The 21,047-nt window shown below is 38.0% G+C and carries 21 protein-coding genes and 4 pseudogenes; 20 read left to right on the top strand and 5 right to left on the bottom strand.

What is annotated here, in order from left to right:
• Positions 1–143 precede the first annotated feature (143 nt).
• The 8 genes and pseudogenes from H0185_RS02500 to H0185_RS02465 all read left to right on the top strand — a co-directional run.
• Positions 144–260 (top strand): annotated as a pseudogene (locus H0185_RS02500) (sigma-70 family RNA polymerase sigma factor); the annotation flags it as partial.
• 49 nt (positions 261–309) lie between these two features.
• The gene (locus tag H0185_RS24200) at positions 310–441 is read left to right on the top strand and encodes a hypothetical protein (protein ID WP_281427523.1); all 132 of its coding nucleotides are present in this window, start codon (positions 310–312) and stop codon (positions 439–441) included.
• A gap of 198 nt (positions 442–639) precedes the next feature.
• Positions 640–1,239 (top strand): hypothetical protein, encoded by a 600-nt coding sequence (locus H0185_RS02495; RefSeq protein WP_221870894.1) that lies wholly within the window; start codon positions 640–642, stop codon positions 1,237–1,239.
• Between the two features lie 171 nt (positions 1,240–1,410).
• Positions 1,411–1,566: pseudogene (locus tag H0185_RS02490) on the top strand (PhzF family phenazine biosynthesis protein); the annotation flags it as partial.
• Positions 1,567–1,793: 227 nt separating this feature from the next.
• Positions 1,794–2,239: pseudogene (locus H0185_RS02480) on the top strand (GNAT family N-acetyltransferase).
• A 262-nt stretch (positions 2,240–2,501) separates the two neighbouring features.
• Complete coding sequence (locus H0185_RS02475; protein ID WP_221871145.1) at positions 2,502–3,263, top strand: Nif3-like dinuclear metal center hexameric protein; 762 nt, start codon at positions 2,502–2,504, stop codon at positions 3,261–3,263.
• A 119-nt stretch (positions 3,264–3,382) separates the two neighbouring features.
• Positions 3,383–3,667: a hypothetical protein gene (locus H0185_RS02470; RefSeq protein ID WP_221870890.1), complete on the top strand. Its 285-nt coding sequence runs from the start codon at positions 3,383–3,385 to the stop codon at positions 3,665–3,667.
• A 258-nt stretch (positions 3,668–3,925) separates the two neighbouring features.
• Positions 3,926–4,357 carry a GNAT family N-acetyltransferase gene (locus H0185_RS02465; RefSeq protein ID WP_221870888.1) on the top strand — a complete coding sequence of 144 codons (432 nt, stop codon included), beginning with the start codon at positions 3,926–3,928 and terminating at the stop codon, positions 4,355–4,357.
• A 598-nt stretch (positions 4,358–4,955) separates the two neighbouring features.
• Here H0185_RS02465 and H0185_RS02460 read toward each other — a convergent pair.
• Positions 4,956–6,178, bottom strand: a pseudogene (locus H0185_RS02460) (IS110 family RNA-guided transposase).
• Between the two features lie 348 nt (positions 6,179–6,526).
• On the opposite strand from H0185_RS02460, the gene H0185_RS02455 reads away from it, so the two are divergent.
• The 9 genes from H0185_RS02455 (at position 6,527) to H0185_RS02415 (ending at position 12,835) form a co-directional block, all read left to right on the top strand.
• Positions 6,527–6,775: a hypothetical protein gene (locus H0185_RS02455; protein WP_221870886.1), complete on the top strand. Its 249-nt coding sequence runs from the start codon at positions 6,527–6,529 to the stop codon at positions 6,773–6,775.
• A gap of 244 nt (positions 6,776–7,019) precedes the next feature.
• Entirely contained in the window at positions 7,020–7,280 is a 261-nt protein-coding gene (locus tag H0185_RS02450; protein ID WP_221870884.1) for a hypothetical protein, read from the top strand.
• A gap of 123 nt (positions 7,281–7,403) precedes the next feature.
• A complete protein-coding gene (locus H0185_RS02445) occupies positions 7,404–7,733 on the top strand; it encodes a hypothetical protein (protein ID WP_221870882.1) in 330 nt (109 codons plus the stop codon).
• A gap of 505 nt (positions 7,734–8,238) precedes the next feature.
• Positions 8,239–8,583: an avidin-fold protein gene (locus H0185_RS02440; RefSeq protein WP_221870880.1), complete on the top strand. Its 345-nt coding sequence runs from the start codon at positions 8,239–8,241 to the stop codon at positions 8,581–8,583.
• 163 nt (positions 8,584–8,746) lie between these two features.
• Positions 8,747–9,622, top strand: a complete 876-nt coding sequence (locus tag H0185_RS02435) for an Hsp33 family molecular chaperone HslO (protein WP_221870878.1) — start codon at positions 8,747–8,749, stop codon at positions 9,620–9,622.
• Between the two features lie 47 nt (positions 9,623–9,669).
• Entirely contained in the window at positions 9,670–10,392 is a 723-nt protein-coding gene (locus H0185_RS24410; RefSeq protein WP_221870876.1) for a MerR family transcriptional regulator, read from the top strand.
• Positions 10,393–10,756: 364 nt separating this feature from the next.
• Positions 10,757–11,344 (top strand): MFS transporter, encoded by a 588-nt coding sequence (locus tag H0185_RS02425; protein ID WP_221870874.1) that lies wholly within the window; start codon positions 10,757–10,759, stop codon positions 11,342–11,344.
• Positions 11,290–11,958 carry an MFS transporter gene (locus H0185_RS02420; RefSeq protein WP_221870872.1) on the top strand — a complete coding sequence of 223 codons (669 nt, stop codon included), beginning with the start codon at positions 11,290–11,292 and terminating at the stop codon, positions 11,956–11,958. The genes H0185_RS02425 and H0185_RS02420 overlap by 55 nt, the downstream gene beginning before the upstream one ends.
• Before the next feature lie 358 nt (positions 11,959–12,316).
• Positions 12,317–12,835 carry a hypothetical protein gene (locus tag H0185_RS02415; RefSeq protein WP_221870870.1) on the top strand — a complete coding sequence of 173 codons (519 nt, stop codon included), beginning with the start codon at positions 12,317–12,319 and terminating at the stop codon, positions 12,833–12,835.
• Between the two features lie 42 nt (positions 12,836–12,877).
• Here the strand turns inward: H0185_RS02415 and H0185_RS02410 are convergent, their stop codons facing one another.
• Entirely contained in the window at positions 12,878–13,498 is a 621-nt protein-coding gene (locus H0185_RS02410; RefSeq protein ID WP_221870868.1) for a DUF6241 domain-containing protein, read from the bottom strand.
• Positions 13,499–13,675: 177 nt separating this feature from the next.
• Positions 13,676–13,912 carry a DUF2536 family protein gene (locus H0185_RS02405; RefSeq protein ID WP_221870866.1) on the bottom strand — a complete coding sequence of 79 codons (237 nt, stop codon included), beginning with the start codon at positions 13,910–13,912 and terminating at the stop codon, positions 13,676–13,678.
• A 266-nt stretch (positions 13,913–14,178) separates the two neighbouring features.
• Between H0185_RS02405 and H0185_RS02400 the strand changes: the two genes are divergently transcribed.
• Entirely contained in the window at positions 14,179–15,159 is a 981-nt protein-coding gene (locus H0185_RS02400) for an NAD(P)-dependent alcohol dehydrogenase (RefSeq protein WP_221870864.1), read from the top strand.
• Between the two features lie 55 nt (positions 15,160–15,214).
• Here the strand turns inward: H0185_RS02400 and H0185_RS02395 are convergent, their stop codons facing one another.
• Positions 15,215–15,766, bottom strand: coding sequence for an NADPH-dependent FMN reductase (locus tag H0185_RS02395; protein ID WP_221870862.1), 552 nt, complete (start codon positions 15,764–15,766; stop codon positions 15,215–15,217).
• A gap of 1,010 nt (positions 15,767–16,776) precedes the next feature.
• Here H0185_RS02395 and H0185_RS02390 point away from each other — a divergent pair.
• On the top strand, positions 16,777–17,166 hold the full coding sequence (locus tag H0185_RS02390; protein ID WP_221870860.1) for a cupredoxin domain-containing protein: 390 nt from the start codon (positions 16,777–16,779) through the stop codon (positions 17,164–17,166).
• A 313-nt stretch (positions 17,167–17,479) separates the two neighbouring features.
• Here H0185_RS02390 and H0185_RS02385 read toward each other — a convergent pair whose 3' ends face one another.
• Complete coding sequence (locus tag H0185_RS02385) at positions 17,480–18,715, bottom strand: AraC family transcriptional regulator (RefSeq protein WP_221870858.1); 1,236 nt, start codon at positions 18,713–18,715, stop codon at positions 17,480–17,482.
• Between the two features lie 222 nt (positions 18,716–18,937).
• Here H0185_RS02385 and H0185_RS02380 point away from each other — a divergent pair, with 222 nt between their 5' ends.
• Entirely contained in the window at positions 18,938–21,031 is a 2,094-nt protein-coding gene (locus tag H0185_RS02380) for a beta-glucosidase family protein (RefSeq protein ID WP_221870856.1), read from the top strand.
• Positions 21,032–21,047: the final 16 nt, after the last annotated feature.

Raw genomic sequence — 21,047 nt, 5'->3', positions numbered from 1 at the left:
TTGGAAAATAATATTTTGTAATATTGAACCTATTATGATTTGTAAATCGTCTAATTGCAGAATCTGAAGTAGGTTTAATGGAGGGATTGGAAAGAGAAGGAAAAGAGTACGTATTGATGTAGTCATAATGGGAGGGTAGTAGGTTGGAAAAAGAAGAAAAAGAGTACATATTAGAAAAAATAATGATTGAATATGGGAATGAGTTGGTACGTTTGGCTTTTTCTTATGTGAAAGACAAAGAGATTGCGAAGGATATGGTTCTCATTTGAATTTAAGAAGGGGACGAATCATTTAACTGGAGAAGAGGTTGTGGCATTAATGATGGCTGCTACAGAGGGAAGAAGATTGGATGAAGAAAACCAATTAAGCATCCTTAACGCAGTGATCAATCAAACAATAAACGAATTACCACAAAATCAATTAAACCAATATACATCTTAAATAGGAGGGGATTTTCCAATTGAACAATGGTTTGAGGATGAAATCGAACTTCCCTCAATACAATCAGTATCTTTACTAGACGGAATGACAGATACAATGATTGATGAGAAATACTTCATTGAATTTGAAGAAGAATTTTTACATTCTGTTTCAGAAGAGTTAACTACATTTAATTAAAAAAAGATTGGAGTCCCAATAATGAAAAAAAGGAAAATTTTTATCGTGGCCACTATATTTTTTGTTTTATTAATCGGAATGACTGCTTGTAGCAAACCATCTGATGAAACAGCTGTAATCAAAGAAGGTTTGGAATCCGATAGTGGATCAGAAAGTACAATTGATTTTTCTACTGACAGCACAGACAAGCCCCATAATAATGAATTGTCTAGTAGTGATTCTGAAGATAAAAAAGAAGAAGGAAAACTATCACAGAATTCCACTAAACCTGATAATTCATCAACTAAAAATCAGTCAAAACCAGAAAACATAACCCAAAATGCAGATTCTTCTCAATCAAATGGTTCGTCTGCCGAAAGCACATCCAAATCCGATACTAGTGAAGGAAAGCAAGACATTGTCGTTTCAAGTGGCGAAAAAGCGATTCAACATTTAAAACAGCTACTTCCAGAGGGAAAGGATGACGATGTATCATTTGGGGTAGATGAGACACTTGCATCGGATGATTACGGTTCATACTATACGATCCAACTTGTTTCAATCTCTACGCGTGTATCAGGCAAAACTGGGACCTTAGGTTATTACAAGGTGTATCAAGATGGAACATATAAGGCTTTTTAACATTGTGCTAACAGGTGCGTTTGATCCGGGAAGGATTAACCACCTTTTTTATTTTCCTTATTGATTAAAAAGTGTAGGTTCGTTTGATTAAAAGAATGGGCCCTGAATTTCCTTAAATGGTAAAATACAGATAATATCCATTATTCATATAAATTGGAGGGGAATCTGTTCGTGAAACTGGTCAAGGTTTATCATTATGATGCTTTTAGTATAAAACCCAATAAAGGAAATCCAGCAGGGGTTGTTTTAAATGGAGATGATTTAACCGACGAGGAAATGCAGGAAGTCGCACGAAAAGTTGGGTTTAATGAAACTGCTTTTTCAGTTAAACCTTGTTGTAGAGCAGGGACAGGAAATCGGTAAAAATGGCCGTGTAAAGGTACGAGTTACTAATAATAAAGAGAATTATGTCATAGAGATAACTGGTAACGCAGTCTTTGTTAAAGAGTTTGATGTTTTATTAGGAAAATAGTAGGTGTGAAGAGTCGTACTTAAACGGGGGCGACTGTACTAACGGAGAAGGGTAGCTCAATGAGGGAATTAAAGGAGATAAAATGGAGATTAGGAAACTTAACAAAACTGATAAACTTCCAATCGAATTGTTGCTATTGGCTGATCCCTCAAGAGAGATGGTTGAGGAATATGTGAAAAGGGGCGAATGTTTTGTAGCTGAAATGGAACAGCAAACGATTGGAGTTTATGTATTACTTCCAACAAGACCAGAGACCGTGGAACTTGTGAATGTTGCAGTGGTAGAAGAACAACAGGGTAGAGGGATAGGAAAACGGTTGGTAATCGACGCAATTCAGGTAGCTAAGATAAAAGGCTATAAAACAATTGAAATTGGAACTGGAAATTCAAGCTTAGGGCAACTGGCTCTTTATTGTGGTTTTCGAATAGTTGGAGTTGATAGGGATTTTTTGTAAGGCATTACCAAGATGAAATTTTTGAAAATGGGATACAGTGCAGGGATATGGTACGTTTATCTCAAGATTTATAGGTAAAAAAAGTAAGGATTATATACGCACAAGATATCTAATAACAGCTACTGAGCTTTTTCATAAAAAGAAGATTTAAGGCAGATAAAAATATAGATAAATAGAAAACAGTTTCTCTCTCGTGAACACTAGGAAAAATGAGAGCAAATTCAGAGCTATCTCTAAAGTTTATTCCATGAACTCGAGAATACAAGAAGGAGACGAGAATTTAACCTAAGCAATGTTCAAAATGGAATATGATAAAAACGAGCGAGGTGTTGGGGAATAAATTTAGAACAATTTGAGACTTCTATTAAAAAGCTATTTACCAAAGAATTATTAAAGGAATTTGACGATGATTATGGTTTTACGAATAAAACGAATGATTCCATCAAAAGAATTGGGTACTCTACAAACCTTTCGATTGAAGTCATTGAACAAGCGAAGGACAACCATGTAGATCTTATCCTTACGCATCACGATGCTTGGGACTTCATTTTTGGTTTAAAAGAGGCATGCTTAGAAAAATTAAAAGAATACAATATTAGTCACTTCTGGATTCATGGTCCGTTAGATTTTATACAGTTTGGTACGAGTACTTCCCTTATGAGGGTGATTGGCGTCGATCAGATTATGAAACATTCTATCTATGATCATCGTGAAATACCTGGAATCGGTGAGTTTAGTGAACCTGTCGATTTTAAGGTGCTTGTTCAAAAAATGAGCACGGAGTTAGGGGAGCCTATTAGAAATTGGCAGAATCATAATAAACTGGTGAAAAGGGTCGGGGTATTAAAGGGTGCAGGTCATTCATCAAATCAAATGAAGGTAGCGCTGGAAGACGGTTGCGATACATATATTACAGGTGAAGCAACATTATACACGATTCAATATGCACAATTTGTCGGCATGAATCTGTTAGTTGGGAGTCATACTTTCACTGAAATTTACGGGGTGGAAAGTTTGACAAAGAAACTAATGGAGATCCATGACGATATTGAGATAATCCAGTTGAGGGAAGAGCATTTTGAGTTGAACCATGGGTAAAAGTCGAATCTGATTAACCTTTCTTAAACGAACGGGCAGGAATGTTTAATAAGAGCCAAGATAAAGATCATTATGCATTACACGACTAAATAAAAAATATATGGAGTGGAGGTATAGTTATGTGGGTACTATTAGGGGTTATTGCAATAGTAGCAACTTTTATAAATCTTTATTTGTATAAAGCAGGGAAGGATTATAAGCTTGCCATGGCTCTGGGATTATCCTTTACAGCCTTAACACTTTGTTCAGAATACAGTCTTGTATCGGTGTGGGTAGAAGTGGAAGATTGGGCCGCTTTAATGGATGTAGTACCTGGCATGGAAAGGGCATTATGGTTTTTGACAATGGTTTCTATCCTCCTAAATATTGCACCTATACTTTTAGAACGAAAAGGGAAGAAATAAGACTTATTGTCACATCATTTTTATATAATATGCAATTAATGTGTAAGTCTTTATGTATAACTAAACGGGGGCTATTCTTATAGAAGGAGAATGGCTTTTTCTTATTGTAGTAGTTGAAGAATACTGGCAGCTTTTCTTATTGTGCGAACGTGGCTGATTGGGTAAAGATTGATGATGTTTAATTTGGTATAAAACGATTTGAACTGTGCTTGCTTTGAATAGTGAATAATCAGTGCTATATTTTGAAAGGGTGGGAACATGAATATTAGAAAAAACAGGAAAACAGAAGTTAATAAATTAGTACATATATGGTACGAAGGATCCTTGCTAGCACACGACTTTATTGATAAGGATTATTGGAAATCAAAGCGAAAGGAGATGGAAGAAAAATATATCCCTATGTCCGAAACCTATGTTGTCAGTAATGGCGAAGAGGTTGTCGGTTTCCTATCCATGGTAGATAATTATTTGGCTGCACTATTTATTGATGTGAAGCATCAAGGCAAAGGATATGGAAAAGCATTACTAAGTTTTATTAAAAGACAAAGGGAAGATATACAATTAAAAGTGTACAAAAAAAATGATCATGCTGTTCATTTTTATTTGGAAAATGGATTTGAAATAAAAGAGACATTACTAGATGAACAGGCCCTCGAGGAAGAATTTTTAATGGAATGGAAAAAGAGCTGAATTGCATTTTGTCAGTTAAGTTAGTAGCTAACCATATAAACGGACTAAGGCATTGCAAAAAAGTAAATAATCAGATGTTCTCAGGTAATGAAGCAATGCTTGATGAACTGGAGACTGTAATTGATTATCCTTTCTTAAACAAACGAAGCAGGTTAATTAAATTCGGATGGAGAAATTTGTTAATGAACGTAGCCTTTAAGAGGTGAAAATATGAAACTAGAGGAGATTATTGAAAATTGCATTGAATCTGCTAAAAAAAAGCAAAGGACATTATTACAGAAGTTGCAACATTGTCAAAGGCATTAGAATTTGATTCACATTATCTTTTACAAGAGTGGGACAATGGCAATTTAAAGGACTATTATAATTAGTTCGCCCTAATGAACGAATAAAGTGGAAATTAAATGTTATTAAACTGACGGGTGCGTTGATCCACGAAGGATTATGCACTTTTTTGTTGAATTCCTTATTGTACTACCATGAAAATAAACTTCTGTAATTTAGTGAAAAAGGCAATACTTAATAAGACGCAGCTCATTCATTTTTTCAAAGAGGAGAGCGCCTGATTCATTGATCTAATGTAGGAGTATGGACTGGATTAAGATGCTTCAGGTTCTTGTAACGTTACTGTGTATCCTAAACTTTCAAGTCTTCGTAGTGAATGTCGTACAATGGATTGTTGCCTCTGTTTGTCAAAGTAGTCTTCGCCTAAGTCTACATACATCTCTTTTCGAGTTTAGAGGTAATAAGCAATTCTCAACATGGCATGGGCTACTACTATTCCTGCTCGTTTTTTACCCTTTCGTGGTGCTGTACGCCTATACAGTGCTCCGAGATAGTTCTTAGATCCTCTTACAGATTGGGCTGCTTCTGTTAATGCTGATCTCAAATACTTGTTTCCTTTTTTCGTTTTAGCTGATTTCCTTTTCCCAGCGCTTTCGTTTTGTCCAGGAACCACGCCTGCCCAAGAACATATATGAGCTCACTTGGAAATTGATTTTTAACATCTGTTCCAATTTCAGATAAAATTTGCTCAGCCATTCTTGTAGCTATGCCAGGAATAGAATCTAGACGGTCAACGTCTTCTTGATGGAAGCTAACTCTTTCGGCGACCTCTTGGTCGAGCATCTCGATTTGCTCTGTTAAAAAATTAACATGCTTCAAAATTGTTTTCAACAAAAGGCGTTGATGCGAATTGATATAGCCTTTAAGGGCAAGCATAAGTTCATCTTTTTTCTTTTTCATTGTACGTCGAGCGAAGTTTGCTAGTTTTTCAGGATCCTCTTCGCCTTCGGCAATAGCGTTAAGCATATCCCGAGCTGAAACGCCCATAACGTCCGAAACCACAGAGCCTAGCTTAATATTTGCACCCTCTAATACCTTTTGAATGCGATTATGTTGCCTAGCACGTTCTTCAATAATACTTCTGCGATATCGAACTAGTTCACGTAGTTCCCGTTGATTTCAATCTGGGATATAACTAGCTTTTAAGAGTCCATGACGAAGAAGTTTGGCAATCCATTCTGCATCTTTAACATCTGTTTTACGTCCTGGGACTGCCTTCGTATGTTGGGCATTCACAACTAGAAACTCAATATCTTCAGCCTCTAGTAAATTCACAATAGGTTTCCAGTAAACACTCGTGCTCTCCATGGCAACATGGGTACAGTTATGCTGTTTAATCCAGTCAACCAACTGTATTAGAAAAACAGTTTTAGTTGAAAACGTTTGAATCTCCTTTCCTTCTGGTGTCATAATACATGCAGTAATATTGTCCTTATGAACATCCATACCGCATGCTCTTTCAATGACTACATCCATTGAAAACATCCTTTCTACGGCTCGTATTATTATTGGAGGCTGGTGCAGCAACCAGAATGGGATTAATCTACCATGAGTGCTTCCCGTATGGGAGCGACAGTCAGTGGTGCACCGTGGTCGTTGGAGTCAGACTTACGGATGGGCTCTCACGCACCATAGTTGATCGACCTTCCTCTCCCAGCCGTAGAATCAGTATTGACGGTTTATCATTCTCTGTGGTGAAGCGCTGATTTTTGCGCTTCATGAATGGCTAACGGGTGCGATTGTGAAAAAATAGTTGATTCTTTAATAAAAAAGGTAATGCTTGTTTACTAACCATCTATTATAATTATTATTAGAGGTGATCACGTGAATAAGCAAATTCTTGATTTACTTACCGAAATGAATAAAGAAATAAAAAGTATGAAAACGGATGTAAATGATTTGAAAACTGAAATGCATAATCGATTTGATACCATTGAAGCAAAACTTGATGGTGTTGGCGGACAGTTTGAATTAACCAATGAATCAAGAATTATTGACGTAGATTTTATCGCTGATAAGGTAAATAAGCTCGAGAGAGAACTTTATATTCTGAAGAATAAAAGTAATAACTAGGGTGCTATATAGGCACTCTTTTTGTTATTATAATGTTTTACATTTTTTAAATGTGAGGGGAAATAAAACATTTTATTAAACAAACTTTGTGAAAAGATACACTTAAAGTAACGGGTGCAATAGCTGAACAAGGGGCTGTCGAATGCGGTAGCTCCTGTTGCTTTAAAGGGCAGAAGAGTTGAATATGGTATTGTAATTCTGTTTTATGTTGTAAGAGAAGTAATGCCAAAAATAGGAGGGGAAAATGAATAAATACAACGCTATTTCAAGTTTATGTTTAGGCATATTTGTTATCTTATTCTTTATGATGATAAATGGTGTATCTTTCGGTTCATTAGGAAAGATAGCAATAATTTCGATGTGTCTATTTCCATTATTAGGGACGATTGTGGGGTTAAAAGCAAAAAATAGTTTTGGTAAGTGGATAATTATAATACTTAACTTATTAGCATTTATCACAATAGCATATCTTCTCCTACTTGGATTTGGAATGGGTGAAGCATAAGCAGTTATTCAAGTAACGGGAGCGTTTGTTTAACAGGGAGTTGTTGATAGTCGGTAACTCCTATTTATATTGATATAAAAATAACACGAAAATTTAGGTGATGAAATAAAAGGAGGGTTTAATATGGAAATCCCATTAGTTACAGAGTGGCTAAAGATGAGAAAACTTACTGAAAATGAAATTGACTTCCTTCTTACCTTTATACCAACAATAACATATTTGCAAAAAAGTCCAGATAAAAAAACAGAGGTATTTAAAATGTTTAATGAACAATTTCCAACCTTTTTCGTTGAACCAGAGTTAAACTATTTTGAATATGAATTATTAGATTCAGCTATCCAAAGAAATACTTCGAATAAAATTTCTACTAAAGAACTTTTAGAACGTATGTCAGAGCAAGGTTTGTGTAAACCATTTTGCGATTCATTACTTAACAATCAAAAATTAAAGTAAAACTACTTTTATTTACTTGAGAGTTTGTGAATTTATGCACTTAAATTAACGGGGGCGTTACTTTAACAGGTAACCGGATGACTTGGAAGGAGCTGAAGGAGAAGAACAGGATTCTGAGGATCAAGGACATGCAGGTACTCATACCGGGGGCTAAGTACGTTTGTTAAGGACCAGAGAAAAATACGGAATCTCTGGATAAAAGTCCATAGGCTAGTGATGTTTCGCTGATTTTGACAATGTTTAGCCAATAATTTATTGCCAATGGGTAGATAAAGAAAGTGTCAGTTAGTTAGCGCAACTTTTTTTAACGATTTGTTTGTTTCTATGCATATTATCATAACAAGAAACTAAGGCGTGGAGGATCGTAACCACGCCTTTTTAGTTTGTTATGGGAGTAGGTGGCCTAGATGTTAATGTCCAAATCATATGCCCGAGGCAGAAAGAAAGATTATAAAAGAAAGGAGTGGTACAATTGTGAATCATTAGAAAGTTGGGGAGTGGAGAAATGATCAATTACCATGGACGAAAATTTACTTCGATTGCCAATACAGAGAATGGAGAGGTGTCTGCACAGACGTTCTTTGAATATAAGCAAGAAGGGCAAATCATATCAGCTACATACAGTGGGGGAGAAATTTTAAAAGGGACGTTAATTGGGATCGTTAAGGAGGGTGGCATTTTAGAATTCAGATACAATCACGTGAATAATAGAAATGAAATTAGAGGCGGTAAATGTATTTCTACTCCAGAAATTTTGGCTGACGGAAGAATTAGACTATACGAAGAATGGCAATGGCATGATGCTGAAAACACAGAAGGCACCTCAATTATAGAGGAAGTCGTTGTATGATAGAGTCAGGGGGACAGGCACTAAGTCCAGGAGTTCCAAACGCTGGGAAAATGGACCTGTCCCCCTGTCCTTTCTTTTTAAGAAATTTAATAACAACTTGAACCTTACGTAAGGGTATGATTTATAGTGGTCTTAACGTCAAATCCTGAGGAAAGGAAACATAATGATGCAAAATGGAATGGTTAAGACACTTATCTACGAAAAGCAAGTTCGCTTGTTTTATATGGACAATACCCGATTGGTAAATGAAATTCTACAACTAAGCAATGGGACAGATAAAATTCAAAAGGTGGTATTAGCGAAAACAATATCTGCAGTGAGTCTGATGTCTGCAACCTTAAAAGGCAGTCAGCGAATAAGTGTTCAAATTACTATGACTAACCCGAACTATAAAGTCTTTGCTGATGCAGATGCAAATGGGAATGTAAGAGGCTATTTAAATGAAGGATTGCGCCATGCATCTTCGGGGTTTATGCGTAATGTATCACTTGAAAACCTAATTGGGGAAAAGGGAACGATTCGGGTTATTAAGGGGTCCGCCATGAATCAGTTTACTGGAATAACCGATATGCCTTACCGAAATATTAATGATGATTTTTCCCATTTTTTCGCACAAAGCGAACAAACTCAAACCTTTATCGGGACAGATTTAATATTTAACGAAAAGGATGAGCAGTTACTGGTTAGTCAGGGTATCTTCGCTCAATTACTTCCAGGTGCTTCGCCTCATTTGATTGGTGAAATAAAAAACATCTATCGGAATAATCAACCATTTTTTAATAGTTTAGGAAAATGTAATGAAAGCAAGGTGGAAGAAAAGCTAAGTGAATTCTTTCCCGATGTAAAATATATGGAATCAAGCTCTGTTCAATTTTACTGCGGATGCTCAAAAGAAATGTTCTATGGAATGCTATATAGTCTTGAAGAAGATGAGATAAGACAATCCATTAAGAATCAAGAATCCATCGAGACAGGCTGTCAAATCTGTGGGAGAACCTATCGATTTACTATACATGAACTCCAAGCACTTCTTTCATAATGTTCTCGACTTCGCGGAAACAACAATAATAGAAAGGATTGGTGTAAGTGAAAGAACATTGGAAAGTTGGAGAACTTGCGGAGCTGACTGGATTAACGATCCGAACGCTGAGATATTACGATCAAATTCAATTGTTCTCTCCTTCTGAATATACAGACTCAGGACATCGGCTATATACAAAAACTGACTTATCAAACTTGCAGCAAATCTTATCTTTAAAACAAATGGGATTGGCTTTAGAGGATATAAAGGAAATTATGAAGGATAAAGCAGAAAATAGTGCGATTAACATCATCGAAACACAAATAAATCGGTTAAGAGAGGATATTCAAGTCCAACAAAATCTATTAAATGAATTAGAAGTTACAGCGAAAATCATTCGGGATAAAGATATGGTGTCCGTAAAAGGAATAACAGAGCTATTTGCTGCTATGAAACTTTATCAAGAAAAGTATTTTTCTGCACAGCAAATAGTAAGTATAAGAAATTACTATCATAAGGTAAATCAAGAGGACCTAAAAGTTGCGGAGAATAAATTCATTAAAATCTTAGAAGACATTCGTGCCGAAAGGGACAAAGGGACTCCTTCCTCCAATAGCAAAGTAAAAAAACTGGCGGAAGAATGGAGTAAGGTCCTACAATCCTTTACCATGAATGACGCTGAGATAAAGAAGCAAGCTGAAAGGTTCCATCAGGAGAATCCAGGTAATGCCTTGCAATATGGAATGGATGGCGAAATCTATCAATATATACAGGAAGCATTAAAATAATAAACTGAGTGGTAGGACAAAGGGACAGGTCCATTGTCCGATTCGTTTTAGTTTTAATCCCGTAAGACGACGGCCCTGCACCTGGAAAATCATCTGTATGATGGAAAGGCGACGTCCAAATCGATCAACCGGAAGACAAGAAATCAGCCCGGAGAATGCTCCATCAAATCCCAGTTGCTATATTAGAAGAAGAGGTTAGGGTGTTGACAATAAAAAGAATGAATTTAGGTAAAAAGTTCGTATTCAAAAAGGATATAGCTTTGCTACCCGAGAAGAAGTAAGAGGGGATTCTTGGGATGGGAAATTAAATGGTTGATTTTGTCCAAAGAACGGTCCTCTATTAAAATATTTAGGTGGGTTTGGCTTGAATGGATTAAAAAACAATCATTATCGGATACCATTGTTTTATGTTGTAACATTGACGTTTTGGTTTTCAATGTATACTTGTGTCCCAATCTTAGCTTCCTATTTAGAATACTTAGGTGCATCCTACGATACGATAGGCCTCATTATTGGCATGTATGGGTTAACGCAATTGCTTCTACGAATACCGGTCGGTGTGGTGTCAGATCGGTATCATAAAAGAAGGATTTTCATCACATTTGGTTTAATGTTTTCACTTTTATCTGGTATCGGCATCGTTTTTGTACAAGAAGTAAGCTGGATTCTCATTCTACGTGCATTAGCGGGGGCTGCAGCTGCTACTTGGGTGGATTTCACGATTTTATTTTCTTCTTATTTTGCGAAAGAGCACACAACCAAGGCAATTGGGAACATTTCATTCTTTAGTACATTAGGGCAAATGGTAGGAATTTTAAGTGGGGGATGGTTTGCAGCTGCATTCGGTTTTGAGTCGGCATTTATTGTGGGAGGAATTGCGGGGGCCATCGGGTTGTCTTGTCGTTTTTCCTTATCGAAAATACCGATATCAGTGCTGAAAAGATTACCTTAAAAGGCGTCCTTGAGGTTGCCAGCGATTCGATTTTATTAAGAGTTTCCTTCGTGGCCATCTTGTCACAAATTATGACATTCGCAACGGTTTTCGGATTCACGCCTGTATTTGCCCAATCCCTGGGAGCGGGTGAATTCGAAATGGGACTCCTCACCTTTTTCTCCACTTTTCCTACGGCAGTAGCTGGTATGATTGGGGGAGGCTTTCTTTCCTCAAAATATGGAGAAAAGAAAGTAGTCATTTTTGGTTTTCTCTTAGTTGGCGTTTTCACGGTCATCATCCCCTATGTGAGTAGTATCACGACTCTGATTATCACACAAACCTTTGCAGGGTTCGGAAGAGGGTTTGTGATGCCAATATTGATGGCTTTGAGTATTAAACATATAGAACAGAGTAGGAGATCTACGGCGATGGGGTTTTATCAAGCGATTTATGGGGTGGGAATGTTTATTGGACCCATTTTGATGGGGCTACTAATTGACTGGAGAGGGCTAGAAACAGGGTTTGTCTTTATGGGCGTGTTAGGATTTTTAACTGCATTTCTATCCTATAAATTGATTAAGCTGACAACCCCTTCGAGCTATCCAGACCAGGTAGTAAAAGTTTCGAATTAGGTGGAATCGATAGGAAAGAAACAAGGGAAACGGATGAGCCGTTTCCCTTGTTCTTTTAATGGGTATCAACATTCTTTTACCATTGCGCTCTCATGGACAAAACTCTGGCATGATGTGAAAATAATGTTCTTGAGCCGCTCTCTCAAAGACAAAATCATGGCGAGATCCCAAAAATGTCCATGAGGCGCTCTCTCAAGGACAAAATCATGAGTGATATCAAAAAAATGTCCATGATCTGCTCCCTCAAGGACAAAATTATGCGTGATATCAATAAAATGTCCATGAGCGCTCGCTCAAGTACGAAATCATGAGTGATTTCAAAAAAATGTCCATGAGCCGCTCTCTCAAGGACAAAATCATGAGTGATATCAGTAAAATGTCCATGAGCCGCTCTCTCAAAGACAAAATCAAGCGTGATATCAAAAAAATGTCCATGAGAAGCTCTCTCAAGGACAAAATCATGAGTGATATCAGTAAAATGTCCATGAGCCGCTCTCTCAAAGACAAAATCAAGCGTGATATCAAAAAAATGTCCATGAGTCGCTCTCTCAAAGACAAAATCATGAGTGATATCAAAAAAATGTCCATGAGCTGCTCCCTCAAGGACAAAATCAAGCGTGATATCAATAAAATGTTCATGAGACGGTCTCTCATAGACAAAATCATGAGTGATAACAAAAAAACGTTCATGAGCTGCTCGCTCAAGGACAAAACCCAGCTAGATATCAATAAAATGTCCATGAGCTGCTCTCTCAAAGACAAAATCATGAGTGATATCAATAAAATGTCCATGAGCTGCTCTCTCAAAGACAAAATCATGAGTGATATCAATAAAAAGTCCATGAGCCGCTCTCTCAAGGACAAAATCATGGGATGATACCCAAAAAAAGTCCATGAGCCGCTCCCTAATGGACAAAGCTTATTCTTGTACGTAGTCAGGGAAGTTGTTCTTAATAAACACTTTTTCTTCCTCTGAACTCAGGACCCCGTAGGCTTTCCCAACTGTCCCACCTTGTAGTTCCCAAAAGAAATTATGATCAAGGTTTATCGTATCGAACCATCCATTCTTCCATTTCTCTGCAATTTCCAGCATTTTTTCTTTATTTTTAAAGGTACTGTTGGAGATAATGTCATGGACTTGATTGATGGTGTCTTCTACCATTGGGATCGCCCCTATTTTCTCTTCTGCCCTGACTTTTTGGTGGGTCATTTTATGCATTACGGCGATGACTTCCGCTTCATTCGATGTTTTGGATAGACCTGTATCATACTCAATTCCACCAATGAACCCCGTTTGTTCGGCGACCTCTTTCGCTGCCTCTTCTTCCGCACGTTTTGCTTCTTCTGCTGCTTTTTGTTCCTCTAAAACAACACGTCGCTTTTCTAGTGCCTCTTGTTGTTCCCGTTGCTCCAATTCATATGCAGCAGCATTCTCATTAATCTTGTAAATCGCAAAAGCCACAATGCTTAACACCAGGAAAAGGATTCCTGACACAATTAAAAGCTTTTGATTTTTACTTTTTCTAATTTCCGTTCTCATACACTTGCAACCTCTTTTTTCTGCATTTTATGAGTAGTTAGAACTAAACTCTACTATCTATCATACTCTAAAAACGGTATATAATGGAAAGATTTAGATTAACGAATCATAACGAGTTAAATGGTAAGGAGTAAACTCCCATTATGTTCATAAGCAACCATGGGAATGCACTCCTTTTTAAACGGAAAAAGAAGACCCGGCGCTTTGCTTAAGTTTAAAATGCACGACTGCGCTATAAAAGCGGCGACCATCTTCGCCAACGTACATTTGGTGGGAGACAGAATGGACTGCGAGCAGTAGGGCTTTGTTGTTTTCAATTTGTGTTTGAATTTTTTCTTCTAACTTCTTAATACTTTCAGCCTCAAAGAACTCAATTTTATCTTCGTAAAAATCCAAATTTAGTTGTAAACTCATTTTTTCCTCCAATATGTATACTGACTTGCATCCCGGAGCAAGCCATGTGGTTTTATAGGCAAATTCTATAACCATTATTGTATCATCGCTCATATAGATTCTTCAAGAATTCTAAGAGCAGGGTCTTTTGTATTGCCTAAAAGAGGTGTAGGTTCTGATTCGTTACAAACAGCGAAACGATGGACCTAAGCCCATTGTCTTAAATTAAGAGTTCTTAACTAAATAAAACGTGGATAAAGTTTACAGATACAGGTGGGAGGAATAGGATGAAAGCGATTATCTCAAATCAGTATGGGTCACCGGAGACCCTTGACTATCTTGATGTTAATAAACCAATACTAGAAGATCATCAAGTACTAGTGAAAGTTCATGCTGTTTCCGTGAATTATGGAAACTTGGTATTGTTAAGAGGCAAACCGTACCTCGCTCGCTTGGCGTTTGGGGTGGTGAAGCCTAAGTACAAAATCCCTGGTGGAGATATTGCAGGTGTGGTTGAGTCTGTGGGCAAGAACGTTTCGCAATTCCAGCCGGGAGATGAGGTGTATGGAGACTTATCTAGTAGTGGCTGGGGAGGGTTTGCCGAATATGTAGCGGTCCCTGAACTGGCAATCGCACACAAGCCTACGAATCTATCTTTTGTAGAGGCGGCTGCAGTTCCAATGGCCGCTGTGACGGCTCTGCAAGGACTTCGAGACAAAGGAAAGGTGAAGGCGGGGCAACAGGTATTAATCTATGGAGGATCTGGTGGGGTAGGAACATTTGCGGTGCAAATTGCCAAAGCGCTCGGCGCAGAGGTGACGACTGTATGTAGCACAAGTAAGGTGGACATTGCGAAAACCATTGGTGCAGATACTGTTTTCGATTATACGAAAGAAGATTTTTCACAGAGGAAAGAGCGATATGATGTGATTATCGGGGCAAATGGATATCAGCCAATAGCCACTTATAAACAGGCTCTAAAAGAGAAAGGGACCTTTGTTCATGTCGGAGGCTCAGAAACTCAAATGTACCAGGTGATGTTGAAAGGTCCGTGGATCAACCTGAAAGAGAAGAAGAAAATGGGCAACTTCTTGCAAAAAGCAAACCAAAAAGATTTAGTTTTTATGAAGGAACTCATTGAAGAAGGCAAAGTGAAACCTGTGATTGACCGTCAATATCAAGGGTTAGGTGAAATTCCTGAAGCACTAAACTACTTTGAAGGAGGTCATGCAGCAGGGAAAGTGGTTGTTTCAGTGGTGCAATCCTGATGTAAAAACGAAAACCGCTTGGAGGTCTCAAGCGGTCTTTCATTTTCACAGTGTTTTAATTCTCTTTTTTAATAAAATCAACAAACGCCTCTACTTTACTATCTAGGAAACTAAGTGTTCCTTCATCTATCAATCGACCTGATTGTTGATCAAATTTCTGAGTTGCCATCCCAACGAGCACTTCATTTCCTCCAGGCGGAAGGATTTTAGCTTGAATACCCGGTGAGGATAGAATTTCACGTAGATGCATTTGCGCACGAACAGTGCCGAGCATTCCAGGGGTAGCGCCAAGAGCCATCACAGGTTTTCCGACGAATACCTTATCCACACGAGAAGCCCAATCTAAAGCATTCTTTAAAACACCAGGGACGGACCAATTGTATTCAGGAGTAATAATCATGACGCCATCCGCCTTTGAAATAGCTTCTTTAAATTCCTTTACAACCTGTGGTGGAATGTTTTCTTCATCTTGATCAAAAAAAGGCAAAGAAGCGATATCGGCCAAGGTCAGGTTCAATTTTCCTTGATATCGTTCTTCCATTGTCTTAAATAGTTGCATGTTTAAAGACTCTTTTCTTAAACTTCCTACGAGAGTAACGATGTTCATGATTTTTACCTCCGATATTGTTCATCATTATTGTAAAAGGGTTCTGTAGCTCAACGAACTTTTTCAGCGGTAATCTCAGACATTACCGTTTGATGGATTTCTTGCAGAACGGGGATAACGACACATACATGATTTTTGTCTATATCTGTTAAATGTACTTTAAAGGTGCGTTTATCCTACTTTTCTGAAATACCCACCTTTCTGAAAGTCGTTGACTACACAACGTTTATAAGTTAATCATATATAATCTTCAATATTGTGGCAAATTTCACACTTTTATGTGTGTTTAATTTGTCCCTACGACCTCGTTATTAGTAGTAGAGGGGGGAATTGCAGGTTCCAAGATTCTTTTTAAAATAAATTGAGGTTATTCCAGGGTAGTTGAAACATTATTTCAAGCGAAGACCTCAGTTTTGGTTAAGCGTGGTTATAGAATCAACCATCAGTGCCTATACCCTTGGTTAAACATGAAGTAAGGGTATTGTGAAGCAGGGTCAATGCCCAAACTCAGGAATTAATTGATAGTATGGGAACCGATAGGCTCAGTCAATGCCCAAACTCAGGAATTAATTGATAGTATGGGAACCGATAGGCTCCATCAATGCCCAAACTCAGGAAATATCTGATAGTATGGGAATCGATAGGCTCAGTCAATGCCCAAACTCAGGAATTACCTGATAGTATGGGAACCGATAGGCTCTGTCAATGCTCAAACACAGGAATTACCTGATAGTATGGGAACCGAGAGGCTCGGTCAATGCCCAAACTCAGGAAATATCTGATAGTATGGGAACCGAGAGGCTCTGTCGATGCTCAGACTCAGGAAATACCTGATAGTATGGGAACTCAAATAAACTTAGATAACCCCCCCTGTTCTAAAGGAGGTTTTTTATTTTTTTAAAGTGGCGAATAAACGAAAGAGGTCATTTTCCGCACACTGAAACCCAATTTACATAGATATTATTTTATAAAATGGTAGAAAATAGGGGTAATGAAAGGAGGGATTGAGAATGTCTGTGAAAAAGTGGTTAACAGGATTGTTGGTCTTAGTTGCAATGTTTGTGGTTGTGACAACTTTTGGCTCACTCGGTGTATTTGCCGATTCACGTGTTGCAACACAGCCTATGGAACCGGAAAAAGAGATAGTAGTTGAGTTAAACGATGATTTCTTTAATCCAAAAGATATCACTATTCCCAATGGAAAAAGTACTACGTTGAAATTGAAAAACGTTGGTAGGAAAGAACACACCTTCACAGTCAAAGAGCTTAGTATTGACGCAGAAGTCCAGCCGGGAAAAGAAAAAACCATTACCGTGAAACCGGATAAGCCTGGTACATATGAGCTGATCTGTCGTTACCATGCCCAAGAAGGAATGGTTGGAAAGGTAATAGTCAATTAAGAAGCAGGGCCAATACGGCCTTGTTTTTTTATAGATAAGGTAACTCGCTTTTTATTCAAACCTCGACATTATTTTTGGGGTTAAATGACAGTACGGCTACGATTAAGGTAGCAAACGTTAAAGACTCAAACACTGTTATTCAGCACAACCCCTTTTCTATTTGGGGATGTGCCGACCACCCTTGAGTAAACCTATTCTATTGCTTCTTTAGTATAGCATGATAAAGTATAAATGAGAACATGCGTTTTGTTTTTTTACTTAAAGCAAATATACATAAAAATATGGAGTGTGAAATCAACGTATACTGATTCTGTTAATGCTTTTTCAGCTGGTACTGCTTAGGCGTAATCCCATAGATGCGTTTAAAAGTTTTGATAAAATGGCTTTGGTCATGGAAGTTTAATTGATTGGCGATTTCTGTGATGGTTAATTCGGAGTAGGCTAGCCAGTTTTTTGCTTCTTTTGCTTTTTCTTGTAGGATGTATTCACTAATCGTGACCCCGACTTGTTGTTTAAATAATCTGGAGAGGTAATTAGGGTGAAGGTGGACATGTTCTGCAAGTGTTTCAAGGTCAATTTTCGTATAAAGATGATTGTAAATATATTGTTGGACCGAAACGACGGTTTTTGAAAAATTATCTGTTTTCATCTTCCGAACAAGGTCTGCATATTCCAAAAACACTTCTTTCGTAAAGGAAAGTAGCTGCTTAAAGCTAGGATCATCTTCAATCCGCTGAATAAACATATCGCTTACGGTATAAGCGATTTCCGAATGCAAGCCACCATCCATTGCAGCTCTGCTTGCGAGGGCGACCATGGTTATGCCCAGATTTTTATCATTTCGAACGGGATTGTTCTTCGTCACCGTACCCAGTCCATCAAGCGTGGTAGTAGATGAAAAGAATTCTTTTATTTCTTCTGTTAATCCCTCTTTCACCCAATTATGTAGTTTCCTCTCTGCTAAATTATCATGATGTAATTTTTCTTCCGCGCGTTTCTTAGACATGATAAATTCCATATCGTCCTCAAAATAACGAAGCTTTCCTGATGAGCTACCTTCCTCAATGATTTCGGATGGATCAATAGGGGTTCTGTAAAGCAAATAGTAAAATAACTGTCCAATCCTGGATAGATGGAACTTTGTGTAGATGGGTAGTGATTGTAAATAGGCATGCAGCGGATCTTTTGCATAACGTGGAATCTTGTAAGATTCTATGTAATGGTAAAAAGCTTGTTGGGTTACCTTTTCTACTAAACAAGGACCTATAAGGAAACTAACGACTCTCTCTTCTTTGTCTTTTGTATGGATACATAGGTAATATTCTAGCTTATTGACTGTCTTGATGATGGGGATGTCCATTCTTCCCTGGATGTGATCAAGTAGTTGTACATAAATATCATGTTTTTCAATGAGAGGATGTTCATGATAGTTTGGGGCGAATTCCTTTATAATGCGCCCCTCAGAACCGATCATGATCGGCAACGCAGTATTTTCCTGTATCATCGAGCAGATAAAATCTAGTTCTTTGTCATTAAAAGAAAAAAGCATACTATCACTCTCTCAAACTTGTAATATATTTACTATTTATATTGAAATTATACAATATTCAGTCTATGAAAGCAGTTACAATTTAGTGGCAGAGGTATTTTACTATACTAGAAAGTGGAAAGGGAGTTGGTTTCATCTTTCGATATTCATCCAGGAAGATTTTTTCAGAAACGGTTTTACTGTAAAAAAACGATAAGTGAAAACTAGAATGGAGGAGTAACTGTGAAAGTAGACAAGCAAACTCGATTATCCTATACCGAAAAAGCAAAAGAAATTGTTGATCAATTGACTCTTGATGAAAAGGTCTATTTAATGAGTGGAAATATCACTCTTGAAGATATGATAGAAGAATTAAAGAAAGGCAAGCACTATAATGAAACTCCTTACGAAGCTGGCGGAATTGAACGTCTAGGGGTACCAGCAATGAAATTTGTAGACGGGCCACGTGGAGCAGTGACGGGGACAGGAAAAACAACCTGTTTCCCAGTATCAATGTCAAGAGGTGCGACATTTGATAGAGACCTAGAAGAACGGATCGGGAAGGCAATCGGGAAAGAGATTCGTGCATCCGGAGGAAATCTCTTCGGTGGCGTGTGTATCAATCTTCCGCCAAACCCAGGTTGGGGAAGAAGCCAGGAAACCTACGGGGAAGAATCGTTCCACTTAGGAGCAATGGGCACTGCTTTAACAAATGGTGTTCAAAGTGAAAACGTGATTGCCTGCGTGAAGCATTATGCATTTAACAGTATGGAAAATGCGCGATTTAAAGTAAATGTAAAAGCAGATAAGCGCACCGAGCGAGAAGTATACTTAGCGCATTTTAAAGATACCATTGATGCCGGTGCTGCGAGTGTCATGAGTGCATACAACAAATACCAAGGTCCTCATTGTGGGCATAATGATTATTTATTAAATCAAGTATTAAAAGAAGAATGGGATTTTGATGGGTTTGTGATAAGTGACTTTATCTGGGGAATTCGCGATACTGTCGATGCAGCGAATGGCGGCATGGATATTGAGATGAACGATACGCATCGCTTTGGGGATAAACTAGTGGATGCTGTTCGAAATGGTCAAGTCCCTGAAGAAAGAATCAATGATGCTGCAGTTCGGATCATCAGGACTTTACTTGCTTTCACAGAAGCAGATGACAAGGAATATGGAGAAGAACTATTAGGGAGTCAAGACCATATTGCTTTGGCACTTGAAGCGGCTGAAAAATCAATGACCTTAATGAAAAATGATAATAAGACTCTCCCATTCTCTAAATCTGAAACGAAGAAGGTAGCAATTATTGGGAAGCTTGGGGACCAAGAAAATATCGGCGATCATGGTTCCAGCCGTGTTTATCCGAAATATGTTGTGACTCCTTTAGAAGGAGTGAAAAACTTAGTTCCAGATGCAGAAGTGATTTTTGATGATGGGCAAGATGTGGAAAAAGCGAAAGCGTTAGCAAGTTCGGTCGATGCGGTCGTCTTTGTTGTCGGTTTCAACCATGACGATGAAGGGGAGTTTATTGAAAACACTTCAGATGATCTTGATATGACAGCCATTGGTGGAGAATTTGATGCTGCGGGTGGCGATAGAAAAGAAACACTTGGACTCCATGATGATGAAGTCGAATTAATTAAGGCAGTTGGACCAGTGAATAAAAATTCAGTAGCCGTCCTAATTGGCGGGAACATGATCATGATTGAAGAATGGAAAAAGGATGTTTCTGCGATTCTAATGGCTTATTATCCAGGAATGGAAGGCGGTACTGCCATTGCCAAAACTTTGTTTGGAGACGTTAACCCAGGAGGAAAATTGCCATTTGTGGTTCCTACAGATGAAAAGCATCTTCCACAAATTGATTGGGAAGCAGAAGAAATTACGTATGGATATTATCATGGTTATACCAAACTCGAGAAGGAAGGCATTGAACCTTCATTGCCTTACGGATATGGGTTATCTTATACTACTTTCAATATTTCCAATGCTTCATTTGATGTTACCCGAGAAAATATCTTTGCTACATGCGATGTTACCAATACAGGTGAGCGGGAAGGTGCGGAAGTTGTTCAGATGTATGTTGGGTTCAGTCAATCCAAGATTGATCGTCCAGTGAAAGTATTACGCGGGTTTGAAAGAATCAACCTGTTGCCAGGCGAAACGAAAACAGTTGAAATCTCCTGCCCGATTGAAAAGGTGAAATGGTTTAATCCAGAGACCAATGGATGGGAGCTAGAAGATATCGACTATGAAGTCTACATTGGCAATAGCAGTGCAAACAAAGATTTAATCCAAGGGAAAGTAACGTTATTGGTTACAAAATAACAAGCAAAAAGAGGCT

It is taken from the genome of Mesobacillus maritimus (assembly GCF_019749255.1).
Classification (GTDB): domain Bacteria; phylum Bacillota; class Bacilli; order Bacillales; family Cytobacillaceae; genus Mesobacillus_B; species Mesobacillus_B maritimus_A.
This window is presented reverse-complemented; position numbering and strand designations above follow the sequence as displayed.

What these genes read in the sequence shown, in the direction of transcription:
- H0185_RS02495 (WP_221870894.1), top strand. Translation starts at nt 640, where the DNA reads ATGAAAAAAAGGAAAATTTTTATCGTGGCCACTATATTTTTTGTTTTA.
- H0185_RS02470 (WP_221870890.1), top strand. Translation starts at nt 3,383, where the DNA reads ATGTGGGTACTATTAGGGGTTATTGCAATAGTAGCAACTTTTATAAAT.
- H0185_RS02465 (WP_221870888.1), top strand. Translation starts at nt 3,926, where the DNA reads ATGAATATTAGAAAAAACAGGAAAACAGAAGTTAATAAATTAGTACAT.
- H0185_RS02450 (WP_221870884.1), top strand. Translation starts at nt 7,020, where the DNA reads ATGAATAAATACAACGCTATTTCAAGTTTATGTTTAGGCATATTTGTT.
- H0185_RS02445 (WP_221870882.1), top strand. Translation starts at nt 7,404, where the DNA reads ATGGAAATCCCATTAGTTACAGAGTGGCTAAAGATGAGAAAACTTACT.
- H0185_RS02440 (WP_221870880.1), top strand. Translation starts at nt 8,239, where the DNA reads ATGATCAATTACCATGGACGAAAATTTACTTCGATTGCCAATACAGAG.
- H0185_RS02435 (WP_221870878.1), top strand. Translation starts at nt 8,747, where the DNA reads ATGATGCAAAATGGAATGGTTAAGACACTTATCTACGAAAAGCAAGTT.
- H0185_RS02415 (WP_221870870.1), top strand. Translation starts at nt 12,317, where the DNA reads ATGAGTGATATCAGTAAAATGTCCATGAGCCGCTCTCTCAAAGACAAA.
- H0185_RS02410 (WP_221870868.1), bottom strand. Translation starts at nt 13,498, where the DNA reads ATGAGAACGGAAATTAGAAAAAGTAAAAATCAAAAGCTTTTAATTGTG.
- H0185_RS02405 (WP_221870866.1), bottom strand. Translation starts at nt 13,912, where the DNA reads ATGAGTTTACAACTAAATTTGGATTTTTACGAAGATAAAATTGAGTTC.
- H0185_RS02400 (WP_221870864.1), top strand. Translation starts at nt 14,179, where the DNA reads ATGAAAGCGATTATCTCAAATCAGTATGGGTCACCGGAGACCCTTGAC.
- H0185_RS02395 (WP_221870862.1), bottom strand. Translation starts at nt 15,766, where the DNA reads ATGAACATCGTTACTCTCGTAGGAAGTTTAAGAAAAGAGTCTTTAAAC.
- H0185_RS02390 (WP_221870860.1), top strand. Translation starts at nt 16,777, where the DNA reads ATGTCTGTGAAAAAGTGGTTAACAGGATTGTTGGTCTTAGTTGCAATG.
- H0185_RS02385 (WP_221870858.1), bottom strand. Translation starts at nt 18,715, where the DNA reads ATGCTTTTTTCTTTTAATGACAAAGAACTAGATTTTATCTGCTCGATG.